This is a genomic window from Limosilactobacillus gastricus DSM 16045 (assembly GCF_001434365.1).
GTDB classification, from domain to species: domain Bacteria; phylum Bacillota; class Bacilli; order Lactobacillales; family Lactobacillaceae; genus Limosilactobacillus; species Limosilactobacillus gastricus.
On record NZ_AZFN01000008.1, the window covers coordinates 16,452 to 39,885 of the forward strand.

Genomic DNA, 23,434 nt, shown 5'->3' on the forward strand with positions numbered 1-23,434 from the left:
TTTCTTCTCTCTTATGAATCGGTAATCAAGCTAGGCTTCTTCGCCACCCACCTTAACGATTGCCTTTGAAACCTTACCTAATTTGCCAGCAACGAAATCTTCGACTTCACTTAATTCAAGTTCGTGTGAGAACAATGGTAATGGATCAACCTTACCAGAAGCCAGGAGGGCAATTGAGTCTTCAAAAGTATATGGGTTGATGAAGGCCCCTTGAATGGTCAATTGCTTTTGGAAGACATCGTAAGTATTAACAGAGAACTTGTCATCTGGATTACCAACCCCAAACATCAAGACTTGGGCCCCACGAGCAGCAGCGTGAAGGGCTTGTTCTTGCGTTTCTGGAGTTCCTACGGCTTCGATAACGATGTCGTATTCAGCTTCTGGAATTTCATCCGTAACTGTGTTAAGGGTCTTAACGCCAAAGTGTTCGCGGTTATTAGCTAACTTTTCATCGTTCCGGCCACCAAGGGTAACTTCATGAACTCCGCTAGCTTGTAAAATTTGGGCAAATAATTGACCTTCAAATCCATCACCTAGAACAAAGGCTTTTTGGTAAGGGTGCAGATCTAGTAAGTCAACCCCGTGCATCGCACAAGAGATTGGTTCAATGACCGCTGCGGCCTTTAAAGAAACACTATCTGGAATTGGGTAGACCACCTTAGCAGGGGCAGTGAAGTATTCTTCAAAACCACCATCCCGTGTTACCCCAACAGCATCTAAGTGTTCACATAATTCTTGACGTTGGGTCCGGCAGTACTTACATTGACCACAGTAGATGTTAGGGTCAACGGTCACCCGGTCACCAACCTTAACGTTAGTAACAGCGGAGCCAACTTCCGCAACGACCCCTGAGTTTTCGTGCCCCAAAACAATTGGTGGCACCGCTTCAGCTGAACCAGGCAGACCTGCATAAAGGGCCTTGTCAGTCCCACAGATCCCAGCAAAAGCCGTGTGAACTAATACTTCGTCTGGCTTAATTGTTGGTTTATCGTAATCTTGAACTTCGAGTTGCTTTAAACCAGTTAAAACTAATGCTTTCACAATAATTCCTCCATTTGTGATAAAAAATACAAACATTTACGGTTAGTATCATATCTTTATGTCAACCGGTTGTCAATGTTTAAATAACCATTTTGATAAAATCGTTACTAAAAAAATTAATTATTTGCCTGGAGCGCTTCCATTATCAATGTTCAAATCCTAGGCGTCATTGTATAATGGAACTCTAAGGAGGATAGGAAACTGATGAACCAACGAGTAAAATTAGATGACGTTGCTGAAAAGGCAGGAGTCTCCAAAACAACCGTCTCACGAGTCCTTAATCATCGGGGGTATTTAAGTGACCAAACAATCAAAAAAGTCCATCAGGCCATGGAGGAGTTACATTATCGCCCAAATGTGGTTGCAAGACATTTGTATCATCAAAAAACTAATCAAGTTGGCTTGGTTTTTCCCACGGTGAACGATCCTTTTTTGCCCACTTGGAATCACGCTTAGCCTATGAATTATATGAACGTGGCTACGCGACTTTAATGGGCAATAGTCAAAATAATCCTGATAAAGAACGACGCTTTTTACATTACCTGCTTGACGGGCAAATCGATGGTTTAATCGTCGGGGCCCATAATCAAGGCCTATCTGAATATCAAGAAACAAATTTGCCGATTGTTTCAATTGAGCGCTGGGTGGCACCCAAGATTCCAATTGTGGCATCAGATAACTATGCCGGTGGTTTAATGGCGACCCAAAGACTATTGGACGATGGTTGTCAAAATATTATTCACACCAACTATCCGCGGCTGGAATCGTCAACCAACCAACGCCGGCAACAAGCCTATGAAGATTTAATGATTCAACATCATCGGCAACCGATTACTTACGAAGTTAACTTTGATTCACCAGTAGAAGATAAGGTTGCCATCTTTAAAAAGATCTTTGCCGAACATCCAGAGGTCGACGGGATTGTGGCTGATAACGATACCAACGCTAGTTTGATTATTCACTTGGCCCAAGAGCTTGGTTATCAAGTTCCGGACCAATTAAAAGTGATTGGTTTTGACGGGGCGGACACGACGGAAATCCTAATGCCGGAGCTTACCACTATTAAACAACCGATTAATGATTTAGCTTCAACAGCCGTCGATTTATTAATTAAACGGATTAATGGCGAAGAGAATGTTGCTTCGGTGATTTTACCAGTCACTTTACATGAAGGAACGACGGCCTAAAAATAAAAATTTTTAGGTTACCGGTTGACATTTTTATGAAAGCGTTTTATTCTTACCCTGAATCTTGTAACAAAGTCATTTAGACAGGAGCAAAGAATCATGGAAGAAAAAACGTTTATCAGTTGGTTGGGTAAGATTGCGAGTGTTATTGCAATTTTAATGTACGTGTCGTATGTTTTTAATATTATTCAAAACTTTCACGGAAATCCCGTGTCATGGGAACAGCCTTTTGTAGCTGGAATAAACTGCTCTTTATGGAGTATTTATGCCTACTTTAAACAACATCGGGATTGGCCAGTTTTCTGGGCTAACTTCCCCGGGGTCTTCTTTTCTTTTGCAACGGTAATCACTTGTTTTTGGCACTAAACTGGCGAATGCACGGTATGGTTTCGTATCGTGCATTCGCTTTTTTCTAGGAGAATGTATGGGATTATCAAAAATTGAACAAAGGGTTTATGATCAACTCAAGGAAGTAATTGATCCCGAATTACAAATCGATCTGGTCAATTTAGGCTTAATTTATGATATTGACGTTAGTCAAACCGGTCACTGTCTGGTGACGATGACCTTGACTACGATGGGCTGTCCCTTAGTTGATGAATTAAATTCGTTAATTAAGCAGGCCGTTTTATCGGTTGCAGGGGTAGTTGAGTGTGAAATTAAACTGGTTTGGGAACCCGTTTGGGATCCGTCAAAAATGACTCGCTATGCCCGGATTGCTTTAGGAATTCATTGATAATCAAACAAATGTTTCAAAAAGTCTGCTGCTTTTGAAAATAACTGATTTATAATAATCAATAATAAGTAAATTAGGGGGTGGGTCACATGAGTGAGAATCATGATCAAATTATCACAATTGCTCAAATTGACGATCCCAATTTGATCTATCAACAAATGCAAACACGCTCAACGGGCCTGAATGAAGATGAAGTCAGCCAACGTCAGCGCCAATACGGGGAAAATATTCTAAAGACTAAGGCTGGGGAACCGATTTGGTTAAAGTTTTTAAAGAATTTTAGCTCTACCATGACGATCTTATTGTGGATCTCGGGCGCCATTGCTTTTCTTGCTCAATTACAAGAACTAGGGATTGCCATTTGGGCGGTCAATCTTATCAATGGTTGTTTTTCTTTTTGGCAGGAATATCAGGCTGGCAAAGCAACCGAAGCATTAAGTAAGATGTTACCAGCCCATAGTCGGGTCGTTCGTAATGGCGTTGATGTGAAAATTCTAGCCGAGGATTTAGTACCTGGTGATATCATCAAGTTAGAAGAGGGGGATGATATCCCGGCAGATATACGATTACTTCAAACCACGGATGTACAAGTTAACCAGTCATCTTTAACTGGCGAGGTCAACCCCGTTCATAAGAATGAACGACCAGTAACCAATCCGAAAACTAATCACTTCGAATTAACCAATATTGTTTTTTCTGGGACTTCGATGATGAAGGGAAATGCAACTGGAATAGTGGTAACAACCGGAATGGCGACGGACTTTGGAAAAATTGCTGCTTTGACGCAAAATGTTCACGATGACCAAAGCCCCTTACAAAAAGAGTTAAGTGTTTTAACCAAACAGATTTCTATTTTGGCGGTTTCAATTGGTTTAATCTTTTTCTTGGTGGCAACTTTCTTTGTTCATTATCCCTTAGTAAAATCCTTTATCTTTGCTCTCGGGATGATCGTGGCCTTTATTCCTGAAGGTTTATTACCAACCGTTACTCTATCCTTAGCAGGAGCCGTTCAACAAATGGCCAAAAAGAACGCCCTCGTAAAAAAGCTTTCCAGTGTTGAAACTTTGGGCTCGGCTTCGGTAATTTGTTCAGATAAAACGGGGACCTTAACCCAAAATCAAATGACCGTTTCGGATTTATGGACTGTTGACAAACACTATCGGGTTGATGGGGAAGGCTATGCCGTGAATGGCAAGATCTACGATGGCCCCCATCAAGTTAATTATCAGTCCAGTCCAGATCTTTATGAATTATTACGCGGGGGCTTATTAGCTGATAACGCGCGCATCATGCCACCTGATGATCAGCATCCGCGCTATACGGTTTTAGGGGATCCCACGGAAGCTTGTCTGGAAGTTGTGGCAGCTAAGGGTGGACTAGATCTGAGGGCTGAACGGACTAATTCAGTCCGCCTTAAGGAGTTACCGTTTGATTCGGACCGAAAGATGATGACGGTTATTCAAAGTGCTGACACGAACCATCAATTTAATACCTACACTAAAGGGGCGCCCAATGTCGTAGTTGCTCATTGTGAGTATTACTTGGTCAATGGCGAAGTAAAACCATTAGGCGATGATATTCGGCAACAAATTCTGGCAGCTAATGATGCATATGCCAAACAAGGGCTCCGCGTATTAGCAGTCGCTGGGCGTACGTTACCAGATAATTTATACCATGACTTATCTCAAGCCACGAATGATACGGTGGAACAAGCTTTAGTCTTTATTGGATTATCGGTCATGCTGGATCCGCCACGTAAGGAAGTCTTAGCTGCAGCCAAACTTTGTCATCAAGCACACATTAAAATTATTATGGTAACGGGGGACTACAGTTTAACCGCGGAATCAATCGCTAAAAAAATTGGTTTAGTCGATTCTCGTCAGCCTCTCCGTGTCGTAACCGGTGAAGAATTGGGTGCGATAACGGATGATGATTTAAAAACTGCCCTGAGTGGTGAAATTGTGTTTGCCCGGATGGCCCCCGAACAAAAATATCGGGTGGTGAATGCCTTGCAGGAAATGGGTGAAGTCGTAGCCGTTACCGGTGATGGCGTTAATGATGCGCCAGCCTTGAAAAAAGCCGATATTGAGGTTGCAATGGGTGTGACCGGGACGGATGTGGCTAAAGAAGCCGCAGATATGATTCTGACTGATGACAATTTTACCTCGATTGTGGAAGCCATTCGTGAAGGTCGAGGAGTATACGCCAACATTCGTAAGTTTTTGTTGTATATTTTGAATTCCAATATGCCAGAAGCGATCCCTTCCGTGCTCTTCTTGTTATCAGGTGGGAAAATTCCCTTAGCTCTTACTGTCATGCAGATTTTAGCAATTGACTTAGGTACGGATATGATTCCAGCCCTTGGTCTAGGGAAACAACGGGTTGAGGCTGGGATCATGGATCGGCCACCCCGGAAGATGTCAGAACATTTGATTAATCGCCGGTTAGTTTTCAAAGCCTTCGGTTGGTATGGTTTATTGTCATCCATTATTTCAGTAATCGCCTTTTTCTATGGAAATCTGATGCATGGTTATGGTTTAGCCAATCTACCAACGAGCGGAAATGTCTATGTTCAGGCAACGACAATTACTTTAGGGGCGATAATATTCTGTCAAATCGCAGCTGTTTTAAACATTCGTTATAACCAACAAACTATGTTTACTAGGCAGTTCTGGGATAATTCGATGATCACAATTGGGATCATTTTTGAAATTGCCTTATTCTTATGCCTGTCCTATGTACCAATTCTCCAATCCGTCTTTCAAACCGCGCCTTTAAACGCACACGATTGGTACTTCTTAATGGCAATTCCAATCCCATTGATTTTGATTGATGAATTTAGAAAATGGTTACTGAGACGCCAACACCAATAATTGCAGATTTCAGTTGAAAGTATAGAAAAAAGGTCTTAACCAATTTTCGTAAGGAACTCGGTTAAGACCTTTTATAGTCACGAGGATGGAAAATATAAGGAGCTTTCAAGGACATCAATTGATCCAAACGAACCGTTTTAGTTTGGTGGCGATCAACATCATGATAAACATAAGTCTGGCTCATTAAATCAATGGTCCCAATATAATGCGTATAGTCTTCATGACCCGGTAAATGCTCCATTTTAACTGCTTGTAAAATTTGATTGAGATCGTCAGGGGTGGAAGTTGATTGTAGTTTAGCTTGTCGGATGGCCGCATATTGAAAGCGTTGAGTAGGTGTTCGCGGGTCAATTGGTAAATCACCCGCAAATTTTTTCAAAGCAGTCTTTAAATTCTGATCTGAATCATGATTAATATATTTGGCCAAGCGATGTAAATGATCGTCATATTGAGGGGTATTAGTAATGACCGGGATGTCTAATTTACGGATTTCTAATTTTAGGTCCGTAGGTTCAATCAAATAGGTCCCGCTTTGATCGACTAGCATCCAATGGAATTGGTGAATAATGGCTTCGTCATACCATTTTGAAGCAACCAGTGCCCAGTTAGCTAAATCAGCTTGAACAGAGGCAACAGAATCATAGTTTGCTAATACCCATTCAGTGACGTCTTGAGGGGCTAGGTTAATCTTGTTTGGTTGAATTTGCTGATGATATTGGGGCAGGTTAGGGAGGTACAGTTCTGCAATCACTAACCCGGCAGCATTAATTCCATCACCAATTAAAAACTTGCCATTAGTTTGACGCATTCCGCCTAAGATAGCATATTTACTCTGAAATTTTGTTTGATCAGTATAGCGAGTGAATTGATAGTTGCTGGGTAAATAGGTTAATTCCCAAGGGGTATTTAAAGTTGGTAAATCCATGGTCCGACCAAAGATATTATTATCATGGTCTTGATAAGTAAGAGCAGTACACATAATTAATTCCGTTCTTGACTAATTTCATCTAGGGCCGCGCGTTGCTGTTGTTGATCAACGTGGGTATAGAGATCTGTCGCCGAGGTCCCTTTTTGGCCTAATTGCTGTGATACTAGGACTTGATCCTTGGTAATTCCATACAATTCTGAGGCAAGGGTATGCCGGAGCTTGTGAGGGGTGAGGGGGTGACCAAAAGCCGTCGAGTACTTTTTAACCATTTTTTCAATTGAATTAGTGGTCATCCGGCGAGTTTCACCATGATAAAGGGTCAAAAAGAAGGCTTGATCCTTTTTATGAGCTTGATAACGTTCGGCACGAATAGCGGCATAAGTCTTAATATATTCCATGGACCAAGGAGCAATCGGAACCGAATCCCGTTGACCACCTTTACGCGTAACATCTAACATTGCTTGTTGCCAATTTAAGTCCGCCAAATTAAGATTAGCTGCTTCCGAAACCCGAACGCCCGTTCCAAGAATTAGGGCAATAATCGCAATATCGCGTTCACGGTTCATTTCAAAGCCTGGCAAAACCCGTTTGTCACACTTATGAGCATACTCATTTTGAATGAAGTTAATGAAATCAAATTTCATTTGACCTCGATACATATGCGAAGCTAAGGCATGAGCCCGATAATTTAAGGTCTTCGTATTGTTTAATGAATCAATCTTTAGCATCACATTCCGATCAAAATAAGGCTCGCCATGGTTATTATCCGCTGTAACCGTTAAAAACTTAAAGAGTGACCGTAGAGAATTAATAGAACGATTAACGGACGTTGGCGAATTGACACGACCTTGCGCATTAGTTGTATGTTGAAGATAGTCAATATATAGCATGACATCACTACGACTCAGGTGTTCCAGGTCGCTAGTCGGGATTTCCTGATTAGTTAGCGCTTTAGAAACGCCGCTAGCACGTAGCCAATCCATAAACCGGCGGATTTCGGTTAGATACTGATACGTGGTCGTTACCGAATGATTAGTTCCTAAATAATATTCATTAACGTAATCTGGTAGCTTTTCCAATTCGGTTTTGATTAAGTGGAAGTATTTATCTGATTCCATAAAAAAGATTCCTTAAATTAAATTTGATTTTAACAGGGAACCGTTTTATTCACTGATCAACCTGTCATTAAAATTATAGTTTTAATGATACCGGATGTCAAATTTTCGGTAAGGGGGCTTTATTGTCTGAAATTGTTTTTGATACAAATTGATTAATTATGTGACTTCTAATTACATAATTCTAGCAATCACTTTTAAATTGAGATATTCAAAATTCGGTTGTTAAATTCAAATGAAGTTTTTGCTTAATCATTCGGATGGTAACCGTAAATGTAAATATCTCGTTTGATATCATCAAAGATACAAACTTTCGGTAAATGACCCCATTCGGTAAATCCAGAACGCTCAAACATTTTTCGACTGGGCTGGTTTTGTGACAGAACATACGCTGCGATCGCCTTTAACCCTAATTCTTTGGCTTGGTCTTTTAGAAATTGGATTGCTTGTGGTCCAATACCTTTCCCTTGCCCATTTTGGGATAAGTAGATGGCAATTTCGGCTGATTTTTGATAAGCAGCCCGACCATACATTTGTTCTAAAGCTACCCACCCTACAGTTTCATCATTAGCTTTAATTAGCCAGATGGGATGAGTGTCATCAAAACTATTAAACCAATCAATCCGATCATCAATCGTAATTGGTTCTAGATCAGCCGTTGATTGATGCGTTGGAATGGCTTCATTATATATTTCAACATATATTTCAACAATTTTAGGTAAATTCTTATTTGTTGCGTGCTCAAATTTTATGGTCATCGTTATAAATCCTCATTTTTAAAAAGTATTATACCAAAAAAACGTTCAATCTCCGGGAGATTTGAACGTTTTCTATGGATTCAATTATTTGAATAGTTTATTGACGTTTCTTCTTACTAGCAAACCCATATCCTAATAATCCCAACATTGTAATTCCGGCTAAACCTAATAGTGATTGAGCATGTTCATCATTACCTGTTTGAGGTAATTGAGCACTTTCTTGACCATTTGATTCGGCAGTAGAATTCGTAGTGGTAGTAAGAAGTTGGTCTTGGTCAGTATAAGAAGTAGTAAGTATAAGAAGTAGTAATGGTATGCGTCGTGTAATCAGTGTAGTCAGTAACCGTCTTGGATGATGAATTATCTGGATTATCCTGACTATCATTGGATGGACTTGGCATTACGATTGGAGTGTAAACGACCTTCGTGTCTGCACCTGGATTAGTTGGATCAACACTGGTAGTTGTCGTCGTCCAACCTGGAATGGTTGGCACGTCGGTAGTAGTAGCCTTAGTTGGATCCGACGGATCGTTGTTGTAGGTTACCGGCGTCGCAATTTCATTCCCATTCTCATCTACTGGCACAATAGAACCAAGTTGATGGTAAGTAACCGTGGTAGTGACGTCGTCACTGTTAGGCGTTACAGTTGCCCCATCAACACTGGCTTGATCAGCGTAGTAACCAGTGACCACTGGCGTTGCCACACTATCAAAGTTATGACTATCTTCGTTCCAAGCTGTGCTACTTGAACCAGTAACATCATTGGTCGTTGTGGTTCCAGCAAAAGTATATGATTGAGTGTTAGTTGCAGGGGTTGCTGATCCTGCTCCCTTATATTCAACGTTTTGCGAAACAGCCTTCGATACTGGACTAGTTGTGGTATTGGCTACATAAACATAGGTAACATTTACATTCGTAGCGTTTGTCGTCCCGGTAGCATTACTTGGTGTTTCCAATAGATGATAGTTTGCAGGAATTTCGATAGCTGCTAGGCCACTTGTCGTATAAGCACTATTAGATTGAACAGTTTCGGTTGTTGGGTCTTTAATTGCAGTTTGGGTTCCGTCATCAGCCTGAGTTACCCAGTTAGTAATTACATCAACATACCGTTGAATATTAACCTTTAAACTTGTATTCAAGCTATAAGTAACGCCACTGTGGTCACCAACGAAGTATTCTGGAAGGCTAACAGTTGTATTAGTTACACCATCTTGCATAGCAGTCACTTCAAAATGCAGATACGTTGCGGCAACCGCCGATGGTTCCATCGTTCCTGATTTAAGCATAACGGCTTTTACTTGTGACCAGTCGGTGATTTGATCCGCACTAACAAAAGTAGATGTATCAGCTGGATCAGTTACATATGACGTTGAGTAAAGGACTTGGACGTCCGATACATTCCCACTGGTGGTTGTGTCAGTAGCTGGACCAGTCAGTTGTAAGGTCGCACTATCACCGTTTTCGACACTTGGTAAATTAATAACATTATTGGAGTAAGCAGAAGTACTCTTATCAGTCAGAATATTGGTTAATCGGATCGTCCCCGTTGTATTGGTAACATCTTGATTATCACTGTAGTTTAAACTAACAGCTTGTTTTGAACTTGTAGTGTACTTGTTATCAGTACTGGACTTGATCCCATTTAATTGACTATAAGTTGATGGGTAAGTAAAGCTATAGGAAGCTTCCGTATAATTTGAATACCATCCGGTTGATGATAAGACAACATTATAAGTTGATCCATCTTTCAAGGTTAAGGTTTCTTCATCCCAGCTATTGTTAGAGAACTGATTCTGATCATTAATGGCCATGATCAAACTCATTGCTGTTCCATTACTAGTATCACCATTTCGGTATGAATATGTGGCTGGCAGTTGATCTTCATTAGCCACAATTGTGATTGGACTATCAGCAGTGGCCCCCTTTAGATAAATTGGGCTTGCATATGAAGGAGTGGTGGCCAGCGTAACTTTAAACATCCGTTCCCCATTGACACCAACGTAGCCTAGATCTTCGATAGTCCCGTCAGTATATTCTTCATTGTTTTGATAAAGGTATAATTGACTTGTGTCAGTCACATCAAACCCTTCAGGAATTGTTACCAAGTAAGAAGAACTATCATCGGATGTGTTGTCACTGCGGAAATTGTAAACAATGGTAGCAGTATTCCCACCATCCGTACTAGTTGGTTGATAGGACCCACTTGGTTGGCTCTCAACTTGACCAGTAAAGGCAACTGCCTTGTTAGCTGGATCCGCAATCGTTAAATTCATCTGACCAGAGACACCAGTGGTATCTTGATCTGATGTAACCTGATAAGCATAAGTAGCAGTATCCCCCGCTTGTTTGCTAGTAGCTGACGATAAAATTGAATTATTGGCAAAGGAGACCCTTAATGAAGTCCCTGCTTCAAGATTCTTGTAGCTAATATCAATTGAAGCAATGTTGGAACCATCTTTGGCCACGCCAGCCGCAACGGCATCATCGTTAATGCCCCAAACCCAAGAGTTCACGTTGGATGAAACATAAACCGGACTACTGGAGTAAGTTTTACCATCAGTTGTCGTAATGGTGATGATACCCGGTTGATTTTCGCTTGTGCTGGTGAAGGCAAGCGAATAGGAACCATTACCACCGTTGAGCACCGTACCTGGTTCTAAATCAAGATGAACATTAACGTTGGTTTGCGCAACATTACCATTATTATTGATAACTAAAGTTCGACCATCTTGATAGTCATATTGGTTATCATCAGCCTGGTGACTACCATCTGCCGTTCCATTATCGGTAAAAATTTCCCCATCTTTTGGCTTAAATTCTGCTTGAATGGATGCATTTTCAGTATTAGTTACGGCAATCCCCAGGTTATTTGTACTATTGGTTGTTAAAGTCCCATTATTAGCCTGTTCACCACTGGTGTTAGTTGAATAGTAAGTGGTACTTGTGGTGAAAGTATTTTCATCCGCTGATAATTCTTTGGTGTAGGTTCCCCAGAGAATGATTTCACCACTATTCAAACTACTTTTAGCGGTATTGAAAGTAATGGTAACTGGCGTCCCAGCGCCACCATCTTGACTTACCGTCACCCCACCATTCGATAAGTCGTTAAAAGTATCTAAGGTATCCCCAACCTGTGTGGTATTACTAGTCAGTCCATAAGCATAATTACCAGAAGTATCAAGGAGCCAGCCATCAGGGACATTTACAACTGTGGTTCCTGCAAAATTGTCTCCATCATTAGTCCCATTGTTAGCTAAGTTCAACCCAATGGCATATTTTTGCCCCGTTACCAGATTCGTCGTTTGGTTTTGATCTAAGCTAAGATTGGATGAAGTAATGGTGGCCGGATCATCAATAGTGTAAGTAACATACCCAACATCTTGACCATTCTTCCGTACTACAACTTGGAATTGTGATCCGGGAGTTAAAAATGACCAATCCGAAACCGTCGGCGTTAATTTCACGTTAAATTCAACTGATCGACTCCCCGTCATCGTATAGGTAAAGGTCGTATTAGCAAATGACTTACTCGTAATATAACCAGGGTTACTTACTGATTCGCTAGCGGTCGTTACCGTATAGTATTCACCCGTAGTATCTTGATCCGTTGAAGCGGAGAAAATATAAGGAACCGTCACTGTTACCGTGTCCCCTTCACTCACGGAAACTGATACCGTTACGTTGCGTGTACTATTATCACCATGCGTTAAAGTAACATTGGAACTGTTAGTATTATCATCTGTCACCGAGGTTCCATCGGCACTAGTTGCCGTTACTGTATTCGTACTTGCAGTGCTAGTGGCGCTGCTAGCAACATTGTCATTAGCAGATGTGCTCGTTGTATCGGAAGCCGAACTAGCAGAATTAACGGCACTAGTTGTGTCACTAACCTCGTCAGCCGAAGCCACGGGTGATTGGACAAAGTTAGCCACCCCAAAGGACAGCGCAGCGGTGACAATTCCACCGATCATCCACTGCTTTCCCTTCTTATACATCTTGAAATGCAATTTATTATCCATATATTCCTCCTCATTCATTTATCGTTAGATATATTTTAAATATATGTTGACGATATTATAACAGATATATGAATGTATTTAACTATTTCTTAATGTATTTATTCAAATAAAAATATTTTTATTTTTTACTATAACAATATTAAAAGGCCCTCAAAAATGAGGGCCTTCTTTTCAACTATGAATGTTCATCCTTCTTTTTACTAAAGCCAAGCATACTAATTAAGGCTGCCGTGGAGGCTAATCCTAATCCCAATAAAGCTGCATCATAGTTATTACCAGTTTGCGGTAACTTCATGCGTCTATTGGAAGTCGTCTGTTGGGAATTTGCTTTAGTTGGTGATAATTTAACTAACTTATCATTTGAAAGATTGGCATTAGTTGATGTTTGCGAAGTTGTAATTGTATTTGATGTTGCTTGCTCAGCTGGAGAATCTGCAAGATAGTAAATATCAATTGCTTCATCTGCCGTTGTTGAATTAACGATTTCGCTCTCTACTTGTGCAAGGGAAGCCGTGTAACCATCAATAGTATTAACCGCATATACTGGCCAACTACTGGTTGACCATTCACCATAGGATGATTGACCAGTTACTAGATCTGTTGTAACGCTTCTGGTTAAGGTAACGGGTTGCTTAATAACCTGATTGGTCCCATCTGGAAGATGCAGAGTAATGGTCCGCGCAACCGTTTTGCTTTCTTGTCCTTCACTGAATTGATGAACTAAGAAAATTTGGAACGCTTGGTTTGTTGAATCGTTATGGTCATATTTAGTTGATGTAACCTGATCATTAGTTAAGTCTGGATTAACTAGCGCCAGGTCATATCCAGCTGCCAGATAAGCTCTAATCATCTCATTAATTGAAGTAAAGTCGATTACTTCATCTGACCTACCAGTTAAGGTAACTGTTTGGATGCTTTGCCCGCTCGTTTGATCAACAAATATAACTTGGGCAACCTGCGGATCAGCTTGATAGCTGACATCAATTACTTGATTTGTCGTGTCAGCATTAACCGATGTTTGGTCAACAGTTAACTGACTAGCGGTGTATCCAGCGATAGTTGGCACTTGATATGCCTCCCACTCACCAGTTGACCAATCACTAGTAGTTTGCTGGCCGCTAACTTGGTCAGTGGTGACAGTGCGCGTTAACGTAGCCGGTTGAACAACCGTTGTGACCGTCCCATTCGGTAAGTGCACCTTAATGGTCCGCGTAATGGTTTGCTTTTCGGTCGAAGAATCTGTTTGGTGAGTCAAGTAAACCGTAAAGTTTTGATTTACTTGCGGATCTTGATCAAAGTCTGCAGGAATTAATTGGTTAGCTCTTACATCTGGATTTTGCGATCCCAATTCATAGCCTTGCTCCAAATAAGTCGCTAATTGATCATTAACCGTGGAGAAGTCAATCTTATCGTTGGATTCACCAGTCAGATTAGTAGTTTGTAAAACCTTACCATTAGTTTGGTCCACGAAAGTGACGGTTGCCACTTGGGGATCAGACTGATAAGAAATTGTAATGGTTTGATCACTAGTATTTCCGTTGACGTCACTTTCGCTCACATTCGTTTGAGTTGGCGTATAACCATCAACTTCTGGCACAGTGTAGGCTGGCCAATCAGCATTAGACCAGTCACCATAAGTTTGTTCCCCCGTTTCCTCATCAGTCATTACCATCCGTGAAATTACCGCCGTTTGGACGACTGATTCAACCTCACCTTTTGGCAACCATAATAAAATCGTCCGCGTAATTTTCCGGGACTCTTGCGTCGTGATTACGGATTTCGGTTGATGAACAAGATTAACAGTAAAGAACTGATCGCCAGCTAGATTATAAGTGGCCGGACTTAACTGTTGGTTGGTAATGGATTGGTTATCAGAACTTAACATGTAGCCATCTTGCAATAAACTTGCAAGGGTTTGATTAGCTTGGGTGAAATCAATTGCTTCATTAACTCCACCATTAGTTGTTAATGTTGCTAAGACCGTACCATTAGATTTATCAACGAATTCAATCGTTGCCGTTCGAGGATCCGCTTGATAGGACACATTAACCGTCTGATCACTTGCATCACCATTAACCGGAACTTGATCAATCGTCATTTGGCTTGGCGTATATCCGGTAATGTCCGGAACCTGATAAGCATCCCATTCACCAGTTGACCATTCACCATATGCTTGATCACCCGTGACTTGGTCCGTGGTTACCGATCGGGACAAGGTCGTAGGTTGCTTAATGACTGTCGTGGTACCATCCGGCAACTGAACATTAATGGTCCGGGTCAACGTTTTGTTTTCCGTGGTTGTTAGCGTTGCATGTTTCAAGTAAACGTTAAATCCTTGGTTAACCTGGTCATCATGGTCATAATCAGTTGGGGCTAACTCCCCATCAGTTAAATCGTGATTATCAGCAGTCAAAACATAGCCATGGTTCAAATAGTCATTTAGTTGATCATTAGCAGCGCTAAAGTCAATCGCGGCGTCTGAAACCCCAGTTAAGTTAATGGTTTGTAATTCTTGACCGGTAGTTTGATCAATAAAAGTGACTTGAGCAATTTGTGGATCGGCTTGATAAGTCACGGTAATGGTTTGATCACTTGAATCACCGTTAACCGTCGCTGAATTAATGGTGAATTGACTTGGGTGATAGCCAGACATGGCGGACACTTGATAAGCCTCCCAGTCACCAGTTGACCATGCCCCAAATTCTTGATCACCCGTGACTTGATCAGTGGTTACTGTGCGGCTTAAGGTTACTGGTTGTTCAATGACCTTAGTTGTTCCATCAGGCAGCATTAGATTAATGGTCCGCGTTACGGTCTTAGTTTCAGTTGTCACCTCGGTTTGATGGACAAGGTAGACGTTGAAAGTTTGATTAACTTGGTCATCGTGATCGTAGTTAGCTGGATTTAAAAGATCAGTCGTTAAATCATGATTGTCATCTGCTAAGGCATAGCCTTGCTCTAAATAATTAGCTAATTGCTGATTAGCTGCTGAGAAGTTGATTGACGCATCCGACAAGCCATTGATATCAAAAGTTCGGATAGTTTGGCCGGTAGTTTGATCAATGAAATTGACCTGGACCAATTGAGCATTAGGAAGGTAATTAATATTGACCACTTGATCGTTCGTTTCGCAATCAACAGTCGTCGCATCCACCTGACCTTGCGATGGCGTGTATCCAGAGATACTTGGTACCGAATACTGTGACCATTCTCCGGTTGTCCAATCACCAATTGAGGCTACTTTAGTTACATTATCAGTAATGATGGTTCGATTAATGGTTACCGATTGGACTTCAGTGGACGTTTGTCCATCCGGTTGCGTAATGTTAATGGTCCGCGTAATAGTTCGTGGATCATCAGTGGTAGTTGTTGAGTGAACTAAATGGATAACAAGTTCCTGATCAACTTGATCATCAGCATCAAAATTACGAGTGATTAAACGACCATTATTCACATCAGGATTGTTGGTTGATAGCATGTAACCTTGTTTCCAATAACTATCCAATAGATCCTGAGTCTGCTTAAGATCCATGGCACTATTGGAAGGACCAGTGATCGTTTGGCTTGATAAAGTCTCGCCCGTCGTATCGTCAATAAATTTAATTGTTGCTACTTGTTGGTTAGCTTGATAAGTAACGTCGATGGTCTGATCACTACTGTCACCAGTAACGACTGCCGAATCAATCATGACTTGACTTGGCCGATAACCATTGACCGTTGGTAGTTGATATTGCTCCCAATCAGCCGTTGACCAAGCACTAAAGCTCTGATCACCCGTCACTTGATCGGTGGTAATGGTGCGTTTTAAGGTCACCGGTTGCTCAATAACTTCTGTTGTCTGATCTGGTTTGTGAATCCGAATTGTTCGAGTGATTGTCTTGCTTTCCTCGGACTGACTCGTTTGATGAACTAAGTAGACCTTAAAGTCCTGATCAACTGTATCATCATGATCATAATTAGTAGGTGTTAAAAGTCCGTTGGTTAATTGCGGATTTTGGTTAGCTAATTGATAACCTTGCTTTAAATATTCAGTCAATAAGGTATTTGCATCCGCAAAATCAATCGCCGAATCAGAATTACCGGTAAGGTTTAGGCTTTGCAAAGTCTTCCCACTGGTTTGATCAATCAATTCAACCGTAGCGACTTGGGTATTAGGTTGATAAGTAATGGTGACCGTTTGATTATTTGTATCTCCATCGACATTTTCCCTAGCCACTGAAGCTTGACTCGGCGTATAGCCATCAACCACTGGCACTACAAATGCTGGCCACTCATCGGTTGACCAATCACCATAGGTTTGATCCCCCGTCACTTGATCCGTTTCGACCTGGCGAGTCAAAGTAATTGGCTGTTCAAGCGTATCACTAGTGCCATCAGGTTTAATAATCGTAATGGTCCGGGTGATGATTTTGCTTTCTTGGCTAATTTGACTAGCATGAACTAAATTAATCGTAAATGTTTGCACATCATCAGGATCATTATTGTAATTAGCTGGAGTAATCGCATTATCCGTAATTACTGAATTATCATTTGCTAATTGGTAACCGTGAGCAAGATAGTAAGCTAATTGATTATTTGAGCTGGTGAAATCAATCTTTGCGCCAGTCGTCCCGTTTAATTCCCGTTGTCCTAATTCGACCCCCGTCGTCTCATCAAAGATTTTTACGATGGCCGTTTGCGGGTCAGCGGTATAAGAAATATTAACGATCTGATCTTGGGTCGTCCCATCCACGGTTGATGAATCAACTTCACTTTGTGATGGTGTATAGCCTTTGATAGTTGGGGTCAGGTAAGCCGACCATTGTCCACTGGTCCAGTCACCGATAGTTTGTTGATTAGTAACCAAATCAGTTGTTACCGTGCGCGTCAATTCAACGGGTTGACTAGTGGTAGTTTGTGATCCATCGGGATTCGTGACATTAATGATTCTTGTGACCGTCCGCATCTCTGTAGATTCGGAGGTACCGTGACATAAGTAAACCGTAAAAGTTTGTAATTGTTGGTCATCATGATCAAACTGACTTGGACTAAATACCCCTTCAGTGATATCCGATGTCTTTTGCGTCGAAAGTACATATCCGTGAGCCAAATAGTAGGCTAATTGCGCATTAGCTTCACTAAAGTCAATTTGACTATCGGAAGGACCAAAGATCCCAAAGGTATTTAAGCGCTGGCCCGTCGTGTCATCAATAATAATAGCCGCTGCTAATTGTTGGTCTGCTCGATAACCAATATTAACAGTCTGGTCATTAGTAGTTCCATCAACCTTACTATTCATCACTACAACTGTTGATGGCGTGTATCCAGCAATTGTTGGCGTAACAAATACCGGCCATTCAGCACTAGTCCAGTCACCGTATGTCTTCTCACCCGTAACTAAATCCGTCGTGACTGAACGAGTGATCGTCACCGGTTGTTCTTCAGTAGTGACCGTCCCATCGGGATTATGAACATTAATCGTTCGCGTGACCGTCTTTGATTCCGTTGTTTCAACAGTCGCATGCACTAAATAGACATTGATCACTTGGGTTTCATCATCATCCCGATCATAATCGGTCGGTGTTATGGTATCACCGGTGACATTCGAATTATTGCTGGCTAATTGATAGCCATGCGCTAGATAGTAGGCTAATTGGGAGTTGGGAGTTGAAAAATCAATGGCTTGATCACTCTTTCCAATTAAGGCATCTTGACTTAAGACGGCCCCGGTAGTTTGATCAATCAAATTAACCTGCGCTTGTTGTTGATTAGGGGTATATGTGATTTGGACGGTTTGATCTGATAAGTCACTAGTAACCGTCATTTCAGCTACCGATGAAATAGTAGGCGTGTAACCAGCAATATTAGGCGTCGTATAATCTTCCCATTCGCCGCTTGTCCAATCCGAGTAGGTTTTATTACCGGTGACTTGATCAGTTGTCACCGTGCGGCTAAGGGTAACTGGTTGGGTCGTAATCGTAACTGAGCCATCTGGATTAGTCACCTTGATAGTTCGCGTAATCGTTTTGGTTTCAGTTGAATCAGTGGTCCCATGGACTAATTTAACCGTAAATGTTTGGTCACTATTGTCATCACTATCAAAGGTGGCTCCGGTTTGATAATCACTTGACGCTAAGACATATCCTTGATCAAGTAGGTTTTGTAAATTTTGGGAATAATCAAAATCAATCGTGTCCCCTTGCTTACCAGAAACACTGATGGTAGTTAAGATTGCATCATTATTGTCCGCATCGAGATAATTAATCGTCGCTCCTTGATAATGCTTATAAACTAATTGACCAGTTGTATTTTGATTGACACTTAAACTAGTCGACCCTGCATTTGACGATGAATCAAGATACCAGCCGGCAAAAGTTCCAGAAACTGCGGGGACAATACTGGTTGAATCGGTGATGTCACCGGCTCCCGTTTGGGTAAGTTGACCATTTTCATCAATCGTCGTATTAGTAGCGGATGTAGTCCCACTTACTGGCGTCCAATCCGAAGTTGTCGTGCTTAAGACGGCCCCAGTAACTAAATTAACGGTGTAAGTATTATAGGATTCATAATTAATGGTTTGAACCACGTCTGCGACAGATGGTTTATTAGTTGCATTACCTTCAAAGACATATTGAACCGTTCGGGTTGCCGTAGCGTGATTGGTATAGCTATTAGCGTCATTAACTGGTGAGTTAACGGGGGTGTTGGCTGGATAAGTCGTTGTCTGCCCTGTTTGGAGGTCAGTTAATTGAGTAACCCCAGCAGTTGGAACTGATGAAACATTGGCAGTGACTTGCCGTAATTTATAAACCACCTTATCATCATCGAAATAATAAGCGGCCTTGACATTGAAAGTGGCTGTTTGATTGCTTTCACCATCCTGCCAAGTTACGGACCCATTTTCTAAGGTATTAGCAGGGAAATTATCTGAGTCTATGGCATAGCCTTGATTTAATAAGTTATTGATAATTGCCACATCATGGGCATCAAACCAACTAGCATAATTCGTTGACCATGGGAAATCGGTTTTGCGAACAACCGAGGTGCCATCAGTATAAGTCTTACTGTAATCAAGATTAACGGTCTGACTAACCCCGTTAGCATCAACGTATTCGAGGACCGTCTTAATGGTGGAAGTCCCAGAAATGGTAATACTTGGCGATCCCGAAGACCCTGCAGCCACAATTTGTGGTTTGTCGTAGCCGGTTGCCGTTACTAGAAAGGCTAAACTTGCTGATTTGTTGACGTCACTAGCTAAAGTAGCATCCGTCCCATTTAAATAGAAATAACCGGCGCTGGAATTTCCGGCAATTTCATCAACTTGAATTTCGATCGATTTAATGGCCGACCAATCAGTCACCTGATCGGCAGTGACATAATTGGAACTAGTCGGTTCAGCTGTAGCACTGGTAGAGAAAGCTTTGGTTGAATACAAAATAGTATAGTTACCACTATAATCGGTCGTAACGGGACCCGTTAAATCAAACTTAAAATTAGTGCTACTGGTTGTCTTCGGTACATTAATGTACACATGAATATTAGTAGCCGTAGTACTTAAAGCATTCACCACTGCCACTTCATAACTCATGGCCGTTGACCCCTTATCATTCGAGGTTCCCTTATTAACATACCAATCGTTACTATTCCCTTTTGCCATCCCCGTAGTATAAAGGGCGGCTGCTTGCGTGATAGTCCAACTCCCTGAACCAATTAAATAAGTATTATCCGTTTGACCTTCTGTAAAGTCACTATTGAAGTCACTTAACGAACTGACTTTAGTGTCTAACATGTTCGTCGCAGTGGTAACATAGATCGGAATCGTATAGGTCCCAGTGGTGGCCGTATTACTGTTGTTTACCCAAACCCGGTTGACGGTCTGACTAGTATCTAAATAGTAACCTGTTCCGGAATAATCAATTTTAACTACTTGTTGATTACCCACCCAGAAAGTAGAGACGGTTGGTGAACCCACAAAATCACTGGCTGCTGCATTATAAGTCACCCCTTGGGGTAAGACATAGTAATAGGTGGGTTCTTTAATGGTATTCGTATTCTCGCTACTATTATTTTCGTTTGTGACCGAAATATAACCAGCCTTATCAGTACCAGGCGTTTTATTGGCCTGGTAAATGAAAATATTTTGAGCAGCGACTAAATCTTCTTCACCAATTACTTGTTGAGTATTGGTGGCTCCCCAGCTCGGGTAAACGACCGAACCATCCTTGACATAAGATAGCGAGGCGGATGTATCAGTAATGGAAGAGCTTAATTTATCACCACTTTTTACCGCCGAACCGTCATCATAGGTTTTCGAAATTTTCCCTAAGACTTTAAATTCATCGGTCCGACTAGTGACGTTATTATAGGTAGCCGTGGCGGTCGTATCGCCAACGTTCACTAAATTAGGTTTAAATACGGCCGTCCGGATGGAGCTAGATCCCGTCGCACTAACAGTTTCTCCCGCCGCTACCGTCCCAGCAGAAGTGGTGCCATCCGCATAGGTTAAGGTGTAATCATAACTAGTCACTCCAGTCAAATTCTTACTATCAACAGGCGTAGTGATTCCGGTTGCCATCAAACCATCGGCGATCTTAATCGTAATTTCCGCATCAGTAAGATTTAGAATTGAATTATTTCCAAAGCCAAATTCATTAATATAAGTTGGATCATTAGAACTATCGTCATCTAACAGTAATGTATTACTTGAGGCCGCCCCGGAGGCGGAAACCGTAAGTTCACCTTTGGAAGTCGTATTATCTTCACCACGCAGGGTTTCCGTCCAAGTTCCTGCCGTAGCGGTTAAGGTTTGACTCCCCTCATCATCTAATTTTTGGACAATCGTAATGGGGGCATTAGCACTAACAACTGTATCTGTGCTGGGGGTAGTCGTTTGATAACTACCAATTAAGTAATACCCGGCAGCCCCTTCATATCCCTGTTTTCCTGATCCTTTGGGAACCGTGATGATAATATCAGTACCAATCCCGTTTGGTTGGGAAATGGTAGTCTGATCGGTAAAGGCATTGGCCGTTGCAGTTGCTGATTCATCCAGCTGAAACGATGATGGTACCGGAATAGTAATAATGGTTCCGTAATTATCAGCCGAATTAATCTGATTAGATGCATAGGAGTTACTATCTTGGACCCCGTTGGCCTCGTTAATTTTGAGTAAATAACGATAATTGGTATTAACCGCAATTGAACTCGCTGTACTCGTGGATGGATTATCTCGAGTAAACTGAGGATTCATACCGGGTGTAATAATGGAAGTATAGGTTTTTGAAGTAGATCCGACCGATTCACCGTCGCTGTTTACTCCCGACAAAGTCATGACTAATTCATTTGTACCAATATTACTAATCGGCTTTGCTTGAGCAGCATAGTTATTAGTTTCGCTTAAAACGACTTTATCCTGAAAAGATGCATTGGCGGTCAAAAGATACTTAACATACCAGTAATTGTTATCACTAGTAAGCGTAGTAGTCCCCACGGTACCAGTTAAGCTCCCATAACTAGGCTGACCATAAGTAGCGTTTTTGGGGATTTGTAAAGTGAAGGTATCACCAGCATTCCCCGTTAAATTAAGACTAATCGTGATCGGACTGGTTGATCCATCGTTTCCAGTTGTTGTTTTCGACAAGCTAATCGAATTATCAAAAACCTCTTGGGAATCGGCCGTGATTTCACCATCATCAGTCGTATCCACTGCCGCACTCATCGTTGTTACTACAGCGGATGCCGTATCATTAGATGTGCTATCAGTGCTGGAGCTAGTGGGTGTAGAAGTAGCAGTAGAAGTTGAACTAGCGCTAGCATTGTCAGTCACCTGAGCGCTCGAACTAGTATTACTTGCTGCTGAACTGTTTAGACTAGTAGTTGTTGTATCGGCAGTTGTTAGACTGCTAGAACTATCGGCTAAAGCATTTGTTCCATTGACAAATAAAAAGGTCGTTCCTAATAAGACAGAAGCGACCCCGATATTTAACTTTCGTAAACCGAATCTTTGCTGAGCCCGCAAAACATTCATTGGTTTACCATTAATATTATTCTTCCCTAACATTAGATCCCTCTACATATATTCAATATATCTATAACACCTAAAATCATACCATACATAATTGTATATATGAAGTTATCAGACGATAATGTCAGGATTTTATTTACCAAAATGACCTTATAACTTGGTATTTTGTTCATAGATTGGGTTACTAAGCTCTAAATTAGAAGCTATTAATAAAAAAAGATGAATCGATAACGATCCATCTAATTAAAAAATTGTAAAAGCGAAATTAATATATATTGTTATTTTTCTAACTGGGAAAGGTATTTACCGTATCCGGCTGCCGCCATTTGGTCCTTAGGAATAAACCTTAAGGCAGCTGAATTAATACAATATCGAAGTCCACCCAATTCTTGGGGACCATCATTGAACACGTGGCCTAAATGGGAATTGGCTTCTTCACTTCGGACTTCAGTCCTCACTCGTGCCAAAGAAGTATCAATTTGCTCTTTTAATTTACCGATGGGTTTACTAAAAGCCGGCCAACCGCAACCTGCATCATACTTATCTGCCGAGAGAAATAATGGCTCACCACTGACCACATCCACATAAATACCTTCCTCATAAAAATCATCATATCTACCACTAAAGGGAGCTTCCGTTGCGGACTCTTGAGTAACGGCATATTGTTCTGGTGTCAGTCGACCCTTTAAATCAGCTTGTTTTTCTTGTTGCATATTCTTCACCTTCTTAAGCTTATTTTTTGTTTATTTTACATGATTAAATTGTCTGATCAAT

11 protein-coding genes and 1 pseudogene are annotated in these 23,434 nt (G+C 41.4%); 4 read left to right on the forward strand and 8 right to left on the reverse strand.

The genetic code is table 11. The features are described from left to right. Positions 1-30: 30 nt before the first annotated feature. Positions 31-1,041, reverse strand: a complete 1,011-nt coding sequence (locus FC60_RS03525) for a zinc-dependent alcohol dehydrogenase family protein (RefSeq protein WP_040468493.1) — start codon at positions 1,039-1,041, stop codon at positions 31-33. Positions 1,042-1,245: 204 nt separating this feature from the next. Here FC60_RS03525 and FC60_RS03530 point away from each other — a divergent pair. From FC60_RS03530 to FC60_RS03545, 4 genes and pseudogenes are all read left to right on the forward strand, one after another. Next, positions 1,246-2,228 (forward strand): annotated as a pseudogene (locus FC60_RS03530) (LacI family DNA-binding transcriptional regulator). Between the two features lie 99 nt (positions 2,229-2,327). Further along, complete coding sequence (locus tag FC60_RS03535; protein WP_056937102.1) at positions 2,328-2,594, forward strand: hypothetical protein; 267 nt, start codon at positions 2,328-2,330, stop codon at positions 2,592-2,594. A 58-nt stretch (positions 2,595-2,652) separates the two neighbouring features. Further along, a complete protein-coding gene (locus tag FC60_RS03540; protein ID WP_056937103.1) occupies positions 2,653-2,964 on the forward strand; it encodes a metal-sulfur cluster assembly factor in 312 nt (103 codons plus the stop codon). 89 nt (positions 2,965-3,053) lie between these two features. Further along, entirely contained in the window at positions 3,054-5,837 is a 2,784-nt protein-coding gene (locus FC60_RS03545; RefSeq protein ID WP_056937104.1) for a cation-translocating P-type ATPase, read from the forward strand. A 61-nt stretch (positions 5,838-5,898) separates the two neighbouring features. Here FC60_RS03545 and FC60_RS03550 read toward each other — a convergent pair whose 3' ends face one another. The 7 genes from FC60_RS03550 to msrB form a co-directional block, all read right to left on the reverse strand. Continuing rightward, the gene (locus FC60_RS03550; protein ID WP_056937105.1) at positions 5,899-6,816 is read right to left on the reverse strand and encodes a linear amide C-N hydrolase; all 918 of its coding nucleotides are present in this window, start codon (positions 6,814-6,816) and stop codon (positions 5,899-5,901) included. 2 nt (positions 6,817-6,818) lie between these two features. Beyond that, a complete protein-coding gene (gene xerS, locus FC60_RS03555; RefSeq protein ID WP_056937106.1) occupies positions 6,819-7,883 on the reverse strand; it encodes a tyrosine recombinase XerS in 1,065 nt (354 codons plus the stop codon). Between the two features lie 245 nt (positions 7,884-8,128). Beyond that, on the reverse strand, positions 8,129-8,638 hold the full coding sequence (locus tag FC60_RS03560) for a GNAT family N-acetyltransferase (protein ID WP_056937107.1): 510 nt from the start codon (positions 8,636-8,638) through the stop codon (positions 8,129-8,131). 97 nt (positions 8,639-8,735) lie between these two features. Further along, the gene (locus FC60_RS09810) at positions 8,736-9,023 is read right to left on the reverse strand and encodes an LPXTG cell wall anchor domain-containing protein (protein ID WP_082601340.1); all 288 of its coding nucleotides are present in this window, start codon (positions 9,021-9,023) and stop codon (positions 8,736-8,738) included. Further along, entirely contained in the window at positions 8,914-12,657 is a 3,744-nt protein-coding gene (locus FC60_RS03565; RefSeq protein ID WP_056937108.1) for a mucin-binding protein, read from the reverse strand. Before FC60_RS03565 ends, FC60_RS09810 begins: the two co-directional genes overlap by 110 nt. Positions 12,658-12,832: 175 nt before the next feature. Beyond that, the gene (locus tag FC60_RS03570) at positions 12,833-22,696 is read right to left on the reverse strand and encodes a mucin-binding protein (protein ID WP_056937109.1); all 9,864 of its coding nucleotides are present in this window, start codon (positions 22,694-22,696) and stop codon (positions 12,833-12,835) included. 242 nt (positions 22,697-22,938) lie between these two features. Then, positions 22,939-23,373, reverse strand: coding sequence for a peptide-methionine (R)-S-oxide reductase MsrB (msrB, locus tag FC60_RS03575; protein ID WP_056937110.1), 435 nt, complete (start codon positions 23,371-23,373; stop codon positions 22,939-22,941). Positions 23,374-23,434: the final 61 nt, after the last annotated feature.